This window comes from Winogradskyella sp. J14-2 (genome assembly GCF_001971725.1).
Taxonomy (GTDB): Bacteria; Bacteroidota; Bacteroidia; order Flavobacteriales; family Flavobacteriaceae; genus Winogradskyella.
This window is the reverse complement of record NZ_CP019388.1, coordinates 2,646,006-2,661,183: the sequence shown is the minus strand read 5'-3', so window position 1 is coordinate 2,661,183 and position 15,178 is coordinate 2,646,006. Positions and strand designations below refer to the sequence as shown.

14 protein-coding genes are annotated in these 15,178 nt (G+C 34.9%); 4 read left to right on the top strand and 10 right to left on the bottom strand.

What is annotated here, in order from left to right; genetic code table 11:
* Positions 1–16: 16 nt before the first annotated feature.
* Both BWZ20_RS11890 and BWZ20_RS11885 read left to right on the top strand, forming a co-directional pair.
* On the top strand, positions 17–544 hold the full coding sequence (locus BWZ20_RS11890) for a methyltransferase domain-containing protein (protein WP_076620237.1): 528 nt from the start codon (positions 17–19) through the stop codon (positions 542–544).
* Between the two features lie 54 nt (positions 545–598).
* The gene (locus BWZ20_RS11885) at positions 599–1,450 is read left to right on the top strand and encodes a glycosyltransferase family 2 protein (RefSeq protein WP_076620235.1); all 852 of its coding nucleotides are present in this window, start codon (positions 599–601) and stop codon (positions 1,448–1,450) included.
* 58 nt (positions 1,451–1,508) lie between these two features.
* On the opposite strand, the gene BWZ20_RS11880 is transcribed toward BWZ20_RS11885, so the two are convergent.
* Together BWZ20_RS11880 and pafA are read right to left on the bottom strand one after the other, a co-directional pair.
* The gene (locus BWZ20_RS11880) at positions 1,509–2,315 is read right to left on the bottom strand and encodes a DNA/RNA non-specific endonuclease (protein ID WP_076620233.1); all 807 of its coding nucleotides are present in this window, start codon (positions 2,313–2,315) and stop codon (positions 1,509–1,511) included.
* An 8-nt stretch (positions 2,316–2,323) separates the two neighbouring features.
* Entirely contained in the window at positions 2,324–3,991 is a 1,668-nt protein-coding gene (pafA, locus tag BWZ20_RS11875; RefSeq protein WP_076620231.1) for an alkaline phosphatase PafA, read from the bottom strand.
* A gap of 113 nt (positions 3,992–4,104) precedes the next feature.
* Here pafA and BWZ20_RS11870 point away from each other — a divergent pair, with 113 nt between their 5' ends.
* Both BWZ20_RS11870 and BWZ20_RS11865 read left to right on the top strand, forming a co-directional pair.
* The gene (locus tag BWZ20_RS11870) at positions 4,105–4,842 is read left to right on the top strand and encodes an MlaE family ABC transporter permease (RefSeq protein WP_076620229.1); all 738 of its coding nucleotides are present in this window, start codon (positions 4,105–4,107) and stop codon (positions 4,840–4,842) included.
* A complete protein-coding gene (locus tag BWZ20_RS11865) occupies positions 4,842–5,609 on the top strand; it encodes an ABC transporter ATP-binding protein (RefSeq protein ID WP_076620228.1) in 768 nt (255 codons plus the stop codon). Before BWZ20_RS11870 ends, BWZ20_RS11865 begins: the two co-directional genes overlap by 1 nt.
* Positions 5,610–5,612: 3 nt before the next feature.
* Here the strand turns inward: BWZ20_RS11865 and BWZ20_RS11860 are convergent, their stop codons facing one another.
* The 8 genes from BWZ20_RS11860 to BWZ20_RS11830 are packed head-to-tail and all read right to left on the bottom strand — an operon-like array spanning position 5,613 to position 15,174.
* Positions 5,613–7,106: a DUF389 domain-containing protein gene (locus BWZ20_RS11860; RefSeq protein WP_076620226.1), complete on the bottom strand. Its 1,494-nt coding sequence runs from the start codon at positions 7,104–7,106 to the stop codon at positions 5,613–5,615.
* Positions 7,107–7,109: 3 nt separating this feature from the next.
* Entirely contained in the window at positions 7,110–8,207 is a 1,098-nt protein-coding gene (locus BWZ20_RS11855; RefSeq protein WP_076620225.1) for a mannose-1-phosphate guanylyltransferase, read from the bottom strand.
* Positions 8,207–8,803, bottom strand: a complete 597-nt coding sequence (locus BWZ20_RS11850) for a SprT-like domain-containing protein (RefSeq protein WP_076620224.1) — start codon at positions 8,801–8,803, stop codon at positions 8,207–8,209. Before BWZ20_RS11850 ends, BWZ20_RS11855 begins: the two co-directional genes overlap by 1 nt.
* A gap of 27 nt (positions 8,804–8,830) precedes the next feature.
* A complete protein-coding gene (locus BWZ20_RS11845) occupies positions 8,831–12,856 on the bottom strand; it encodes an FG-GAP-like repeat-containing protein (RefSeq protein WP_076620223.1) in 4,026 nt (1,341 codons plus the stop codon).
* Positions 12,857–12,883: 27 nt separating this feature from the next.
* Entirely contained in the window at positions 12,884–13,066 is a 183-nt protein-coding gene (locus BWZ20_RS15495) for a hypothetical protein (protein ID WP_232217108.1), read from the bottom strand.
* A gap of 3 nt (positions 13,067–13,069) precedes the next feature.
* A complete protein-coding gene (locus BWZ20_RS11840; protein ID WP_232217107.1) occupies positions 13,070–13,528 on the bottom strand; it encodes an HAD hydrolase-like protein in 459 nt (152 codons plus the stop codon).
* Between the two features lies 1 nt (position 13,529).
* Positions 13,530–14,216, bottom strand: coding sequence for an SDR family NAD(P)-dependent oxidoreductase (locus tag BWZ20_RS11835; RefSeq protein WP_076620222.1), 687 nt, complete (start codon positions 14,214–14,216; stop codon positions 13,530–13,532).
* The gene (locus BWZ20_RS11830) at positions 14,206–15,174 is read right to left on the bottom strand and encodes a M28 family metallopeptidase (protein ID WP_076620221.1); all 969 of its coding nucleotides are present in this window, start codon (positions 15,172–15,174) and stop codon (positions 14,206–14,208) included. Before BWZ20_RS11830 ends, BWZ20_RS11835 begins: the two co-directional genes overlap by 11 nt.
* Positions 15,175–15,178: the final 4 nt, after the last annotated feature.

The window sequence follows — 15,178 nt, the reverse complement described above, 5'->3', positions numbered from 1 at the left end:
CTACTGCGGAAATGTAATGTACGAAAAAACATATCCCAATAAGCGGTTTAAACGCACACTTCAGTTTCTACAAAAACACATTTCTACCTCTGAGACTATTTTAGATTTAGGTGTTAAGAATCCATTTTCAGAAGTTATGCTTACTGAAGGTTACACTGTTGAAAACACCAAAGGAGAAGACCTTGACGAAGACCGTTCTAAAATAGAAAATTCTTCTGCAGATGTTGTTACTGCATTCGAAATTTTTGAACACTTACTCTCTCCTTACGAAGTTTTGAAATCTATTAAGACCGAAAAACTTGTTATTAGTGTTCCTCTGAGATTATGGTTTGCTTCAGCGTATAGAAGTAAAACTGATAAAAGGGACAGACATTACCATGAGTTTGAAGATTGGCAACTCGACTGGCTATTAGAAAAAACAGGCTGGAAAATTATAGACCGACAACAATGGACCAATCCTGTAAAAAAAATCGGTATTAGACCGCTTTTAAGACACTTTACAAATCGATATTATATTGTTTATGCTATAAAAAATTCCAAATAGCAAATCCTAAATTATAATTCCTTTTATCTAGTTTTGGAATTTAGAATTTATAATTTGAACATTTACATCATCATACCAGCTCATAACGAAGATAACTTTATTGGTAAAACACTAGAGTCACTAGCCAACCAAACACTTTTGCCAAAAAAGTTGGTTGTGGTTAATGATAATTCTACTGACGCAACAGAAGCCATAGTTAATGGCTTTTCAAAAACACATCCTTGGATTTCTCAGATAATTTCAAAATCATCAGATCAGCATTTACCTGGTTCTAAAATTATAAATGCGTTTTATAAAGGTTTCGAAACTCTAGACGATAACTATGATGTGATTTGTAAATTTGATGCAGACCTTATTTTTCCGGATAATTATTTAGAAACGCTGGCTAAGCATTTTAGTAAAAATCCTAAACTTGGTATGGCTTCTGGTTTTTGTTACATCGAAAAAAACAACCAATGGATTCTTGAAAACCTCACCAATAAGGATCATATTAGAGGTGCTTTAAAAGCGTATCGTAAAACCTGTTTTTATGAAATTGGGCAACTAAAACCTTCTATGGGTTGGGATACGGTAGATGAGTTGTTGGCAAAGTTTCATGGTTGGGAGGTTTTAACAGACAAATCACTTCATGTAAAACACATGAAACCTACAGGACAATCTTACAACAAGGCTTCTAAATACCTACAAGGCGAAGCGATGTATAGAATGCGCTATGGTTTTTGGATTACTTTAATTTCTGCCATAAAATTAGCGTCAAAGAAAGGCAGCTTTAGATTATTCAAAGATTATATGGCTGGATATTTTAAAGCTAAATCCTCAAAAACTGAATTTCTGGTTTCTAAAGATGAAGGTAAATTTATTAGAGACTTGCGTTGGGAGGGGATAAAGTCTAAAATCAAACCATAGCTAAATTTTTAATGCGGTCTTCGCCTATCTCATACTAAATCTCATTAAAAAATATTTATTAAAAACTCCAATTTTTATAACTGCTTGATGCTTCAATTTTGTTTTCAATAGCGTCATCTAATTCTGGAAAGAAATCTATTCCTGTTAATCGTTCAACCTCATCTACAGATACCACAAAGGTATATAATGGCAAATCTGAGTCATTATGATTCATCAAAAAAGCCAATACTTTTGGTTTTCCGTTGGTATTATCTAATACAATTTTATAAAACTGATTGGGCACAGCAACCTTCTCTTCGCCTATTGTTTTTAGACCGTCTTCTAAAATCCCTCCTGTAACCACAAAAACACCATCGTATTTTTTAGCCCAATACCTTACTTTCTGTTCTAATCTGTTCCATACACCAGCATTAAATTGATGTTCTTGCGGACTAATATTACTGGTTAAAAAAGTCTCATCGTGTGCTGCTTTACTATACCTACGATCTCCTGCAGGACAAAGATGCCCTCTATCGTAACCCGATTGCTTATAATTTCTCCAATGTGCTGCTCCGCTTTTTACAGCTTCGTCAATTTCAAAATATGGTCTTTTGTGATTTGTAGAACTCAAATGTGAGGACTTAAGTTCATATGCTACCCACTCTGCCTGTTCGTATGGCTCACTATATGATAATGAATAGTTTTGATGATGCACAATTTGACCTGTAGTACTAGTGGGTAAAAAGTATTCGTTGGTTTCTGTTTTTGGTTGTTGACCTTCTTCTACAATAGTTGATTTTTCTTCAGAATTAAGGTAATGCTCAAAAACATAAATAGCTATCAAAATTATGATAGCTATTATGGAATATAGTTGTTTTTTGTTCAAAATAAAGCTTAATCTATTACAAAACCTAAAGGCTGACCTGTAGCTCCATTAGGAAAACTAATCCCTAAAAGTGCCGAAATTGTTGGTGCAATGTCAGGAATTACGGTTTTTTTATACGTTTGCCCATGCTTAATACCTTTTCCAAAAAACAGTAAGGGCACGTGTGTATCATAATTAAGTCCGCTACCGTGTGTAGAGCCTGTTTTGCTATATGCTATGTGTGCAATATCATCTACAACAATAACATCGCCAGAACGTTTTTGGTTAAATCCATTTTGTAACAATGCTTCAATACCAGTGGTAAAGTTGGTACTGTTCATAGCTGTTGCTGTATATACTTTAGCAATATTAGGATAGCTAATTTGCTCATCCACAAGAGCTTGTTCTACGTCGTGTATGTTTAGCCCTAATTCTTTTAATTTTTGTTTATTAAAAAATAATTGGTTGTTGCTTACATTTTCAACAATATCAGCTGTTCCGTATTTTTCAACCAAAAACTTCTGAAAACGTTCTTTTCTATCGTTATAATCTAAATAACCCGCAGGAATTTTTACGGATTGCAAATACGCAGGCACATCTACTGCGCCATGATCTGCTGTAAGAAAAACAGTGTATTCGTCTTCGCCTACATGTTCATCTAAATAATTAAAAAGACGTTCTAAATCTCTATCTAGTCTTATGTATGTATCTTCTACTTCTTTTGAATTTACACCAAAATTATGTCCTACGTAATCCGTGCTTGAGAAACTTACGGCTAAAACATCTGTATCATCATCTTGCCCCAAAGCTTCACCCTTTAAAGCTGCAATTGCAAAATCTACTGTGAGACTATTACCGTAAGCGGTAGCTTTTAAAATATCGAAACCACCATTTTCAGATTTTAAGGCTGCCAAGTCATAAGGAAATGTTGCGTTTTCTTTTCCTTTAAAACCTCCTTCAAAATTGTTAAGATCTGGTCCGCTTTCTTGGTACGTTTCAATTGGTAGGTGAGTGTCCCAAACTTTAATATAGGACTCCACAGTATCTGAATCATTAAAGTCTTTTACCCATTTTGGTAAATCGTTTCTGTAGAAGGTACTGGTTATCCATACTCCTTCGTCTTTACCATAAAACCAGTATGCTGCATTTGCTGTATGACCAGCAGGCAAAATAGCACCTCTATCTTTTATAGCTATTCCTATTGTTTTTCCGCGCATTTGAGTAAACAATCTATTCTCGTCTGCCACACTCGTGGTAAGCATTCTGTGTGGAGACATTTTGCCTGCCCTACTTTCCGTACCTACAGATTCTACATTATCATCTTGAGCACAATAGACAGATTTTTGTACGACTTTATCATACCAATTATTAGATATAATACCATGATATTTTGGTACTGTGCCTGTGTAAACAGAGGCATGTCCTGGACCAGTGTATGTTGGTATATAATTAAAATGGTTGTTCTTGCAATTAAAGCCTTCGTTTATCATTCTTTTAAAACCACCTTTACCAAATTTTGCTTCAAACCGTGTGAGATAATCATATCGCATCTGATCTACAACAATACCAACTACGAGTTTTGGTCTTGAAATGAAGCTGTTTTCGGTATTTTGAGATACACTATTAGAGGATTCTTGTTGAGCTCCACAAGAATAAATCAGTAATATTAACAAGAAGGGGATGAGAACTTTTTTCATTATAATTTAGGCTTATTCTAGCTGTCAAAAATACAGTTTTCTTGGTATCTTAAATTTAAATTAACATTAATAAACTCATCTTTTTTTATACTTTAGCAATAAGAAAATCTTGCATGAAGTACCTGCATAACATTGGCACTTATTTTATAATGATTAAGGATATGTTTCGCAGACCTACAAAATGGTCTGTCTTAAAAACACTAATTCTTAAAGATATTGATGATCTTATTATAGGATCCCTAGGTATTGTGGCATTTATTGGTTTTTTTGTTGGTGGAGTTGTTGCTATACAAACCTCGCTTAATATCACCAATCCCTTTATCCCTAAATATCTAGTGGGTTTTGCTACGCGCCAATCTATAATTTTAGAATTTGCACCAACTTTTATATCTATAATTATGGCAGGTAAAGTTGGTTCTTTTATCACTTCTAGCATAGGTACAATGCGTGTTACGGAACAAATAGATGCCTTGGAAGTTATGGGAATTAACGCTATTAACTACTTGGTTTTTCCTAAATTAATTGCGTTAACACTGTATCCCTTTGTAATTTCAATTGCTATGTTTCTAGGAATCCTTGGTGGTTTAGCTGCCTGTGTTTATGGTGGCTATGGCACTTTAGAAGATTATATTGAAGGTGTGCAGAATGATTTTATACCTTTTCATATGGCTTATGCATTTATTAAAACTATGGTATTTGCCTTTATACTTGCTACGATACCATCTTACTACGGATATTTTATGAAAGGTGGTGCTTTAGAAGTTGGAAAAGCGAGTACAACCGCTTTTGTGTGGACGAGTGTGGTAATCATTCTACTCAACTTTTTATTAACCAGTTTATTATTAGGCTAATGATAGAAGTTAAAGACTTACATAAATCGTTTGGCGATGCTCATATTTTAAAGGGTATCTCTACGACTTTTGACAAAGGCAAAACTAACCTTATTATTGGTCAGAGTGGGTCTGGTAAAACGGTATTTTTAAAGTGTTTACTTGGTCTTTTTGAATATGAGCAAGGAAGTATTTCTTACGATGGTAAGATTTTTAGTAATTTAAGTAGAGACGAACGAACCGAGTTACGTTCTGAAATAGGAATGGTGTTTCAAGGCAGTGCACTTTTTGATTCTATGACCATTGCAGAGAATGTTATGTTTCCCTTACGAATGTTTACCAAGCAAAGCAAAAGTGAAATGGAAGACAGAGTAGACTTTGTTTTAAAACGTGTAAATCTTGAGAGCGCGCATCACAAAATGCCTAGCGAAGCTTCTGGTGGTATGCAAAAGCGTGTTGCTATTGCCAGAGCCATTGTAAACAATCCAAAATATTTATTCTGTGACGAACCCAACTCTGGTTTAGACCCTAAAACTGCTATCGTTATTGATAACCTCATTCAAGAGATTACTGATGAATATCAAATAACTACAGTTATTAATTCTCACGATATGAACTCTGTTATGGAGATTGGTGAAAAAATTGTTTTTCTTAAAGATGGCTATAAGGAATGGGAAGGCTCTAAAGACACCATATTTAGAACAGACAACAAAGCCGTTACCGATTTTGTGTACTCATCTGAGCTATTTAAAAAAGTACGCAAAATGTATTTAGAAGAACACTCTTAATTTCTAATTACGTTTTATTGTAACCTTATTTGTATTGAGATGTTGCTTTAGCCACACTAACAGTTCGCTCTCTTTAACCAAAGCCAAGCTATCATTTACAGATTCTTTCCACTTTATGTTAGCAATGGTGAGTGTGTCTACTTTAATAAAGTCTCTAGACTCTAACATTTTTGCATACCCAAAGTATTCTAAGTCCGAAAACCTAATCTTTGCATCTTTGGCTAAACTAGAAAACGCCACACTACCAGACGCTGTATTTTTGGCCTCAATTTGCTTATTAAGGCCAGAGACGGTTTCTTGAAGTTCTGTAATTTGTTTTTGTAAGCCCGAAATGATAAAATCCTTTTTATCTAACTCATCAATTGCTCTGTCGTAAGCATCAGATAGTTTATCAAAACTTCTGTTTTTGTTTCCGAAGATTTCTAATTTAAAATTGCTAATATTTTCATATTGTTTAAGCTCGTTTTTGAGATCTGTCTCGGTAGCTTCAGAAATTTCATCATTAAAGTAAAGCGTAATTTTTTGTTCATCGTAATTTGGAATTCCCTTCTGAAACCACAAATCGTTATTAGAGTCAATTTCATTTAAAATAAACTTACGGTAGTCGTGATCAAGACCACTTTGCTTTAGTACTCTTAAAAACGTGATTGTTGGATATACCATTACAACAATAGCCACTAAAGCTGCAAATCTTGCAATACGCTTTCTTTTTGAAGAATTAGCATATTTTAGCATTGGGAAGCGCAATAATTTTAGCACTATAAATGTGGCTAAAGCAATAAATATGGTATTAATGGTAAATAAGTTCATGGCACCTAAAAAATAGGTCCAATTAGCCTTTGCTAAACCATAGCCTGCGGTACAAAGCGGTGGCATTAATGCTGTAGCAATTGCAACGCCAAAGATCACTGAGGCTATAGTGCCTCTCTTTGTCCTGGCAATAATTAGAGCTAAACCACCAAAAAAGGCAATGAGGACATCTCTAATATCTGGTTGTACGCGTCCCAATAATTCGCTAGTGTCCTCGCTAAGAGGAAAAAGTTTAAAAAACAACCAAGCAGTCAGTAAGCTTAGTACAATCATGGTTGCTAAGTTAATTAGGGATCTTTTGAGCGTATCAATGTCGTTAATAGCTATTGACATACCCACACCAAGAATTGGGCCCATTAAAGGAGAAATTAGCATGGCACCAATGACTACTGCAGTTGAGTCAGCATTTAAACCTACAGACGCTACCATAATTGAGCAAACTAAAATCCATGCTGTTGCACCTTTAAAAGATATATCTGCCTTGATAGCATCTATTGTTGCATCTCTATCTGTATCGTCTCTAAAATCTAATAACTCACTGAGAAATGTTTTAATACTCGCAAATAAGCCTTGAGCATCTTTTCTTACCGCTTCTTTTTTCTCTTCAACGGCGGCTTCTTTATTCATTTCGTTTGTTACTCTTGAGTTTTCTTCCTCAGAAAAATTGAATTTATTTTCGTTACTCATATGTTAACCATATTCTTCTCCAAAGTTTGCTTTTACATTTTGGAGTACTTTTTTAATATCTTGTTCTTTTGCCTTAGGAAAGATAAGCAAAACTTCGTCTTTATCGACAACGATATAGTTTTTTAATCCATCGACAACGACTATTTTATCTTTTTTGGATCTGATCATATTGCCAGAAGCATCATCGGCTAAAATTCTAGCATTTACCACTGCGTTAGCATCAGAATCTTTTTCTAATTTATCATATAAACTTCCCCAAGTACCAAGATCGTTCCAATCGAAAGTTGCGGGAATCACATAGACATTGTTACTTTTCTCCATAAGCGCGTAATCTACAGATATGTTTTCTGCTTTTGGGTAGTTATCTTTTATAAAGTCGTCTTCAGACTCTGTGTTATAGACACTATACCCACTTTTAAAAAGTTGATATAATTCTGGTTGATTGCTTTGAAACGCAGCGACTACAGATTTTACACTCCACATAAAAATTCCTGCATTCCAAAGAAAATTACCTTGTGCTAAAAAAGATTTAGCGGTTTGGTAATCTGGCTTTTCTCTAAATTGATTTACAGGTTTTATTTCTTCTTCGCTATGACCTCGCTCAGTGACCGTATCAAATTCAATATAACCATAACCTGTATTTGGGAAAGTTGGTGTAATACCTAAAGTCATTAAGGCATCATTAGATTCGCAATAATCAAAGGCTGTTTTCACATTGTTAGAAAAGGCATCTTCATCCTCAATCCAGTGGTCACTTGGAGCCACAATCATTACTGCATTTTCGTTTTCCTTTTGTATTTTTAAAGACGCATATAATATGCATGGCGCCGTGTTACGCATTGCTGGCTCTAATACAACCTGACGCTTTGTAACACTTGGTAATTGCTCAAAAACCAGATCATTGTAACGCTCATTGGTAAGAATAAAAATATTTTCTTCGGGAATAAGTTTTGCTAGGCGATTAAAGGTTTTTTGGATTAAAGTATCTCCTGTTCCTAACATATCATGAAATTGTTTAGGAAAGTTCTGTGTACTTACTGGCCAAAATCGTGAGCCTACTCCACCTGCCATTAAAATGGCGTAATAATTTTTGTTTTTCATCAGTCTAAAATTTCTACCTCAGCATTTGGGTTAAACAAATATAATTTACCTGTTTTAACCTCAACACATTCTATTCGTTTTCTTCTTGTATTTCCTTTTTTAAACACTCTACCGTTATAGAGCCTAAAGGTTTTGCCCAAAGGTACTTCAAAAACGTAGGTTTTATCTTCACCTTCGTCGAATTGCTTTAAGGCTAAGGCGAGTTGCGTATCTGTATCGCTTGATGCTTTAGGGTTTTTAAAGTGCTTGGCAAGTAATGGTAGTAATTCTAACGGAAAGACTTCTGGCCTTAAAAATGGTAACATTAAGTGTTGAAACGTTAGTTTCCACTCTTTGCCGTGTGGTTTTATAAATCGTCCAAATTTAGTGAATGCTTCGAAGTGAGCAATTTCATGAACGAGTGTAATTAAAAACCGATACGCATTTAAATTTGCATTTACGGTAATCTGGTGCTTACCGTTAGGCAATTGTCTGTAATCACCATGTTTGGTCTTACGTTCTTGCTTTACTTTAACCACTAAATTGTCCTTTGCCAGTAAGGCTTTAACCTGAGCTTGTGCTTGATCTGGAATAAACTCTAAAAGTTGATTTTGCATTAAAACAAAAGTAGTGGATTTGAGTTATTAATCCTTAACTATAATCATTTTAGAAGTGCTATTCACTTTGAGGAGGTATACACCTGAAGTGTCCGCCTTAAATTTTATTGTAGTTATAGCATTTGAGGTATCATAAGCCTTAATTAAACCTTGTATTTTCCTTCCAGCTATATCATAAATTTCTATAGTTTCTGTACCATCAGTATTGGCAATAAAAACTTCACCATCAGTTACAGGGTTTGGATAAATATTAAATGAAACCTCATGCTCACCAAAACCAAGAGACCCATTAAAGTAAGGAACTGCAAAATCAAACGTGTCTTCCGCCACTTCTTGACCAATAAATCGACCAGGTATGTCATCAGCTGGAGGATGAATTCCTCCCCAAATTCTACTTAAACTTGTTTGATCTGATGCATCTCTATATGTTGCCCATTGCAGCACAACATCAACTGAAGGCCCTTCTTCAAACTCTAAAAACTCGTTAGCTTTCGCAACAAATTCTCCTAAACCACCAGGAAAGAATTCACTACCTGTTATCATAGTCATTAACTCTGATGCTGTTCTAGAAAATGTAGAATGACCAGACACATAGCCAGCAAATGGCGGTGTTACAAAAGTTGGTCTTTGGTATGGGTACCAATCCTCAGCTAAAATCCAGCCAACTCCTGCCTGGTCAGTTTCTGTATCACCTATAAAGTCGTGACCTTTCCATGTGTATAGTTTTATCTTTCCAACATGTTGATTGGCAAAACCTGCCAACGGATCACCAGCTTCAACCACTTCTATATAACCATCTATCAATTCTATTCCACCAACATGATAGTTATCTAATGTGTTATCTGTACTTTGCCCACGTTCTGCCATAGATCGTATAGCTGAAATTGGTCTTATATAATCATACCAACCTTTAACACTCCACGCAGAAATAGCTGCATCATGCATACCACCTCCTAAAATAAAATAAGCTTTAACATCCCATTCTAATGGATCCAAAATATCTCCTTGACCTTCAAATCGTCTTTCAAACAAAGGATGGTCGTTTACATAATTTAATATAGAGAACCAGTGTCCTGGCGGAGTCTCAGAGTCTGGGCCATCTGCCCAAAACTCAGCTAAAACTCTTGAATAATCTCCTCTAGGTACCATATTTACTTCATATGGATTACCTGTTACAGGATTAATTGCATGCCCATTACTGTTTGTACCGCCATTAAAAAAGTCATAAAAAGCAGGATAGTCTGCATAATTTGTTGGAAAGGTACTTATGTCAACATTACCTATAGAATTCGGAGAAATATCCCACATAACTCCATCTGTTTGGTCTAAATGTGACTGCCATACAGACACCATAGAAAATCCCCATTTATAAGCATCGCTTGCAGCATTCTCTTCGGTTAAACTAAGGTATGGAGGATCAGAAGGATCATGAAATACATGATAATTATTTCCGTCGCGTTGGTAAGTAACTTTGTCTTCTTCTTTGAGAGAAAAACTATAAACATTTCCCCACTCAGGACTTAGAAATGGTGGTACATTACTATCTATAATATTTCCTCCTTGATCGATGAATGAATCTAAACCAAGAGGTTGCCAACGATTAGGATCTTGAATTGGTGGATTATTATTATCATCTAATGCATAAGCCTGATTTGCTGGCTCATAATAGGCGTTGTCATAACCTGTTGCTTCTCTCGATCCATCTTGTAGTCCATAATCTATAATAGACTGAGCAATGAAATTACCTAGAGCCGCAGCATCACCATCCTCGTACAGTAAAGAGGTATTATTAACATCGTAACCTAATTTTTCCATCAGTAAATCAAATCTTGCTTGAGTTTCTTCTAATCCTGGAGAATTTTGAAATCGATGCGTCAACAAACGGTACATAGCATAGCTAATCGTCTTATTTACAGAAGTGTTTAAATCTTCATTTGTTGAGAATTCTTCTAATACTGTAGTAAAGTCGTTGACTGTATTTCCAATTAAATAAGGTGTTGCTGTATCATCATATATTGCCCAAGTATCGTACATTGCAACACTGGTGTGAAACAAGTTTCTTGCGTGTACTGTCGGTCTTGCAAAATCGTCTCTAATAGCTTCAAGTAAAGCTTCATTCCATAGTCTTGCAATCGAAATGTTTTCTGGAAGATTATCTACACCTAACTCAATGTCTATTGACACCTCTTGACTAGAACATTGGTCATCCGTTTCAGTAATAGCTACTCTTCCTGATTCTTCTAAATGCCATCTTACGGTAATTGAATTTGAGCCTTGCCCACTTACTAATTCACCACCTGAGACTAACCAATTTGCTGTTGAACCTGCGGCAATATTATAGGTGTAAATCTCTGTTCTTAAAAAAGAGGAACTCGTACTTCCTACAATATTTTGAGAAGGTAGATACACACAAGAGTCATCGTATAACGTAGCATCTGGATTATAATTACAGGATGTTGGGTCTGTACAACCATAAATTTTTTGGCTTGGTTCTATATTTAGAATTTCTAGACCAGTTCCTTCGGTTAACTTTATTGTAGTGTTTGAAGATATGTTTGAATAATTCTCAACTAATCCTGAAGGCCATTTTACTTCTAAAGTTAGAACTTCCGTTGCGTCATCTAACCCAAAATGTACTGCTTGAAGACTTTGACCTAAAAAACCAACTCCTGTGTAGTAACGTTTTTGTGTTCCGTTGGTTGTTGTTATTGTTAAAGTTGTGCCTATTGCGTTTCTATTAGATGTGGTACCTTGTAAATGAACTTTAAACCAATTTGAAGTTGTCTCGGTGTCATCAAAATTAAGAAGTTTGTTTTCATAAAAAATTGCAGAACCATTACCATTGGTAATTAACACATCTATATCACCATCATTATCATAATCAAAATCTAGAATCTCTACACTTTCTGTATTATCATTTACACCTAATTCTACAGAAACATCTTCAAAAATCGGCTGTCCTTGACTATGAAGATTTCTGTAATATACATTTTGTTCTGGCCCTCTGGCTTCAAAATCGTAACCGTTAACAATAAATAAATCTTCATCACCATCTAAATCAAAGTCTGAAAATCGTGCTCCCCAAGCCCAGCCTGTTCCTGAAATTCCATAAGAGGCAGAAGTATTAGTAAAATTGTTTGATCCATTATTTTGCAAAAGAACATTTTCGTCAATTCCAGTATGAAAAAAATCAAAATCACCATCATTATCAAAATCTCCTACAGCTAGACCCATATCATCTATCATATTATCTAATCCATAGGTTGCTGCCTCTTCTGTAAACGAAATGCCATTCTGATTGATGTATAAATAATTTGGATCTTCTAAATCGTTTGTAACTATTAGATCCATCCAGCCATCGTTATTTACATCAAAAGGAAATGGTGTATAGCTGTAATTTGATTCAACTTCTGTAAGTCCTAATTCTGCCGTTACATCTGTAAAAGTACTATTGCCATTATTTCTGTACATTGAATTAGAATCGCACCCACTCCAATCAGTGATGTAGATATCTAATAAACCGTCATTATTATAATCTAACCAAGTAGCACTAATGTTTAAACAATCGTTAGTTGTACTAAATCCAGAGATTTCAGTTACGTTTGCAAATGTTCCATTGCCGAGATTTCTCCATAATTGAACTTTTAAGGAATATGTTAGAAATAAATCTGGAAAACCATCATTATTATAGTCTCCCCAAGATGCGCTAAACTTATAGCCTTGTTGCGCTAGAGTTAGCTGAACATCTTCTTCTGCTGTTAGCAATTCAACCAGACCAGATGCTTCGGTAACATCTGTAAAAGAACCATCATTATTATTTTGGTACAGACGACTGTAACTAGTAATGTCATCAGGATTTTCAACAGCGTTAGCTACGACAAAAATGTCTAGATCGTTATCACCATCATAATCTGCTACAGCCACTCCATTGTTATGAGCTAAGTTTTGTAAACCAACAACGGTTTCAACGCGCTCAAAGTTTTGAGCTCCCATGTAGCTATTAATAAGAAGAACAAGAAAAAGGGGCTTATAGTTGTGTAAATTTATAACCATAAGTTTTTTCTAAATATAGAAAATACGTTATAATTTTAACAATTCTTTTAGATTTTTCATGTCTAAAAAGGTTTTTGTCGCTTTTTTATGCAATTCACCACTATAGTCGTGGGCCGTAAATCCAAAAACATCAAAACCTCCGCTTATCGCTGCTTCAATTCCTATTAAACTATCTTCTATAACTAAGCATTCCTTATTTCTAAACCCCATAGTTTACGCGGCCCATAAGAATACAGATGGGTCTGGCTTCCACTTTTTAATAGTATAACAACTAAATATCGTTTTATCCTGAAAAAAAGATGATAGACCTGTAAGTTCTAAATTGAGTTTTATTTTTTTTACCGGACCACTAGAAGCTACACAAAACGGAATTTTTAAATCTTGAAGAATATCTTTTACACCATCAATAGGCTTAATCTCTTTTTGAAATCTCTGGTAAGATTCTTTTCGGTATTGCTCTTCAAAATCAATTGGTAGTTTTTGCGTAATTAGTTTTGAAATTTTATTTGCACACTCATTGAAACTATTACCTTTAAAATGCCGATATGCATAATCTAAATCTATATTTGCTCCAAGCGCATTTACCAAATCCACCATAACTTGATTGCTTATAGGCTCACTATCTACTAAAACACCATCACAATCAAAAATAATGCATTTGTATTTAGACATACTAAGGTGTAGAATTAGAAACTTGCAGTACTTTGCCGTTATAGTATTTATTTCCGCTAAGCGAAAAGTTAAAAATATATTCTGCCATTTCCATAGCAGTTGTTGGTGCCTGATAATCTGGAAAAGCTTCTTTTAACATCTCTGTTTGTACAGCACCCAGAGCTAAAACATTAAATTGCGGTCCTGTTTCTTTATATTCTTCAGCGAGCAACTCTGTTAATGTGATTACCGCTCCTTTGCTGGAACTGTAAGCGGAAAGTCCAGGGAACTTCATACTCCCTTGTATGCCTCCCATGCTACTGATAGTGACTACATGTCCATCTTGTTTCATAAAAGGAAGGACTATTCTGGTCATTTCTGATACTCCAAAAACATTTGTTCTATATACGTTTTCAAAATCTTGAAATGTGGTTTCTGCAAAAGGCTTATTTAGCAACATACCAGCATTATTAATAAGAATATCTACATGTTTCCACTCATTGCCAATAAAATCTTCGACTTTATTGTAATCTTCATCTCTGCACAAATCAAAAGCAAAAGAGGTTATATTTTCAAAATGCAAGTTATTAACCGGTTGGGCGTTTCTTGATAGTGCCAATACATTGTGTCCTTGGCTGGCAAAAAGATGTACTAACTCAAAACCTATACCTCTACTCGTTCCTGTTATAATAATATTCTTACTCTTCATTTAATACGACTTCTTTTGTGGAGGAATTCATCATACCTTTTAAAGCAGGTATCATTTTATTAATAAAGTTTGCCATGTGATCATAGTCCATTTTATCAGCTTCGTCATCTACATGATGATAATACTCAAAATTTGTAAAATCGAATGTAGAAATGGCATGTGCAGGAACATTTAATTCTTTAAAAAACGGAAAATTATCCGATCTGTAAAACAATTGAAATTCTTTAGCCTTTGGAAAAAAACCAACGATCTCTTCACCTGCATACTTATTTAGTGTTGGTGCTAAATTAGAACGGTTATAGCCACTCATATAAGCTAATGACTTATCCTCTGCCCTTGGCACACCAATCATTTCAAAGTTTAGCATGGTATAGACATTTAAACCAGCTTCTTTAAGTCTAGCTGCTAAGTGCGCTGAACCCTTTAGACCCATTTCTTCAGCGTCATATAGCGTAATAAGTATACTGCGTTTATTACTTTTAGATTTTGAAAAATATCTACCAAACTCCATAGCTGCTATGGTACCAGAGGCATCGTCATTGGCGCCATTGGCAATACTGTCTCCTTCTACTGTTTTTCCTTTTCCTATATGATCGTAGTGACCACCAAGAATTATGAATTCATTTTTGAGTGTATCATCTGTTCCTTCAATCATTCCAACTACATTATAACCATCAATTTCACCTATTTTGAAACTATCTCTATAGGTTTCAAAATAGGGCTTTATGCCATTCTTTTTAAAGTAGTTTTCAATATAGACAGCAGCTTTTTCTATACCTTCACTTCCTGTTGCTCTACCTCCTAGCTCATCTGAAGCCATATAATCCATACTCATTTTAACATCTTGGGCTGTAATGGTAATTTTTTCTGAAATATTCTCTTTGCCTCTAGAGCCATTTTGTTTTGTACCGCAAGCCATTAAAAGCAACAGGCTAAGTGCAGACCATATATATTTCATATTA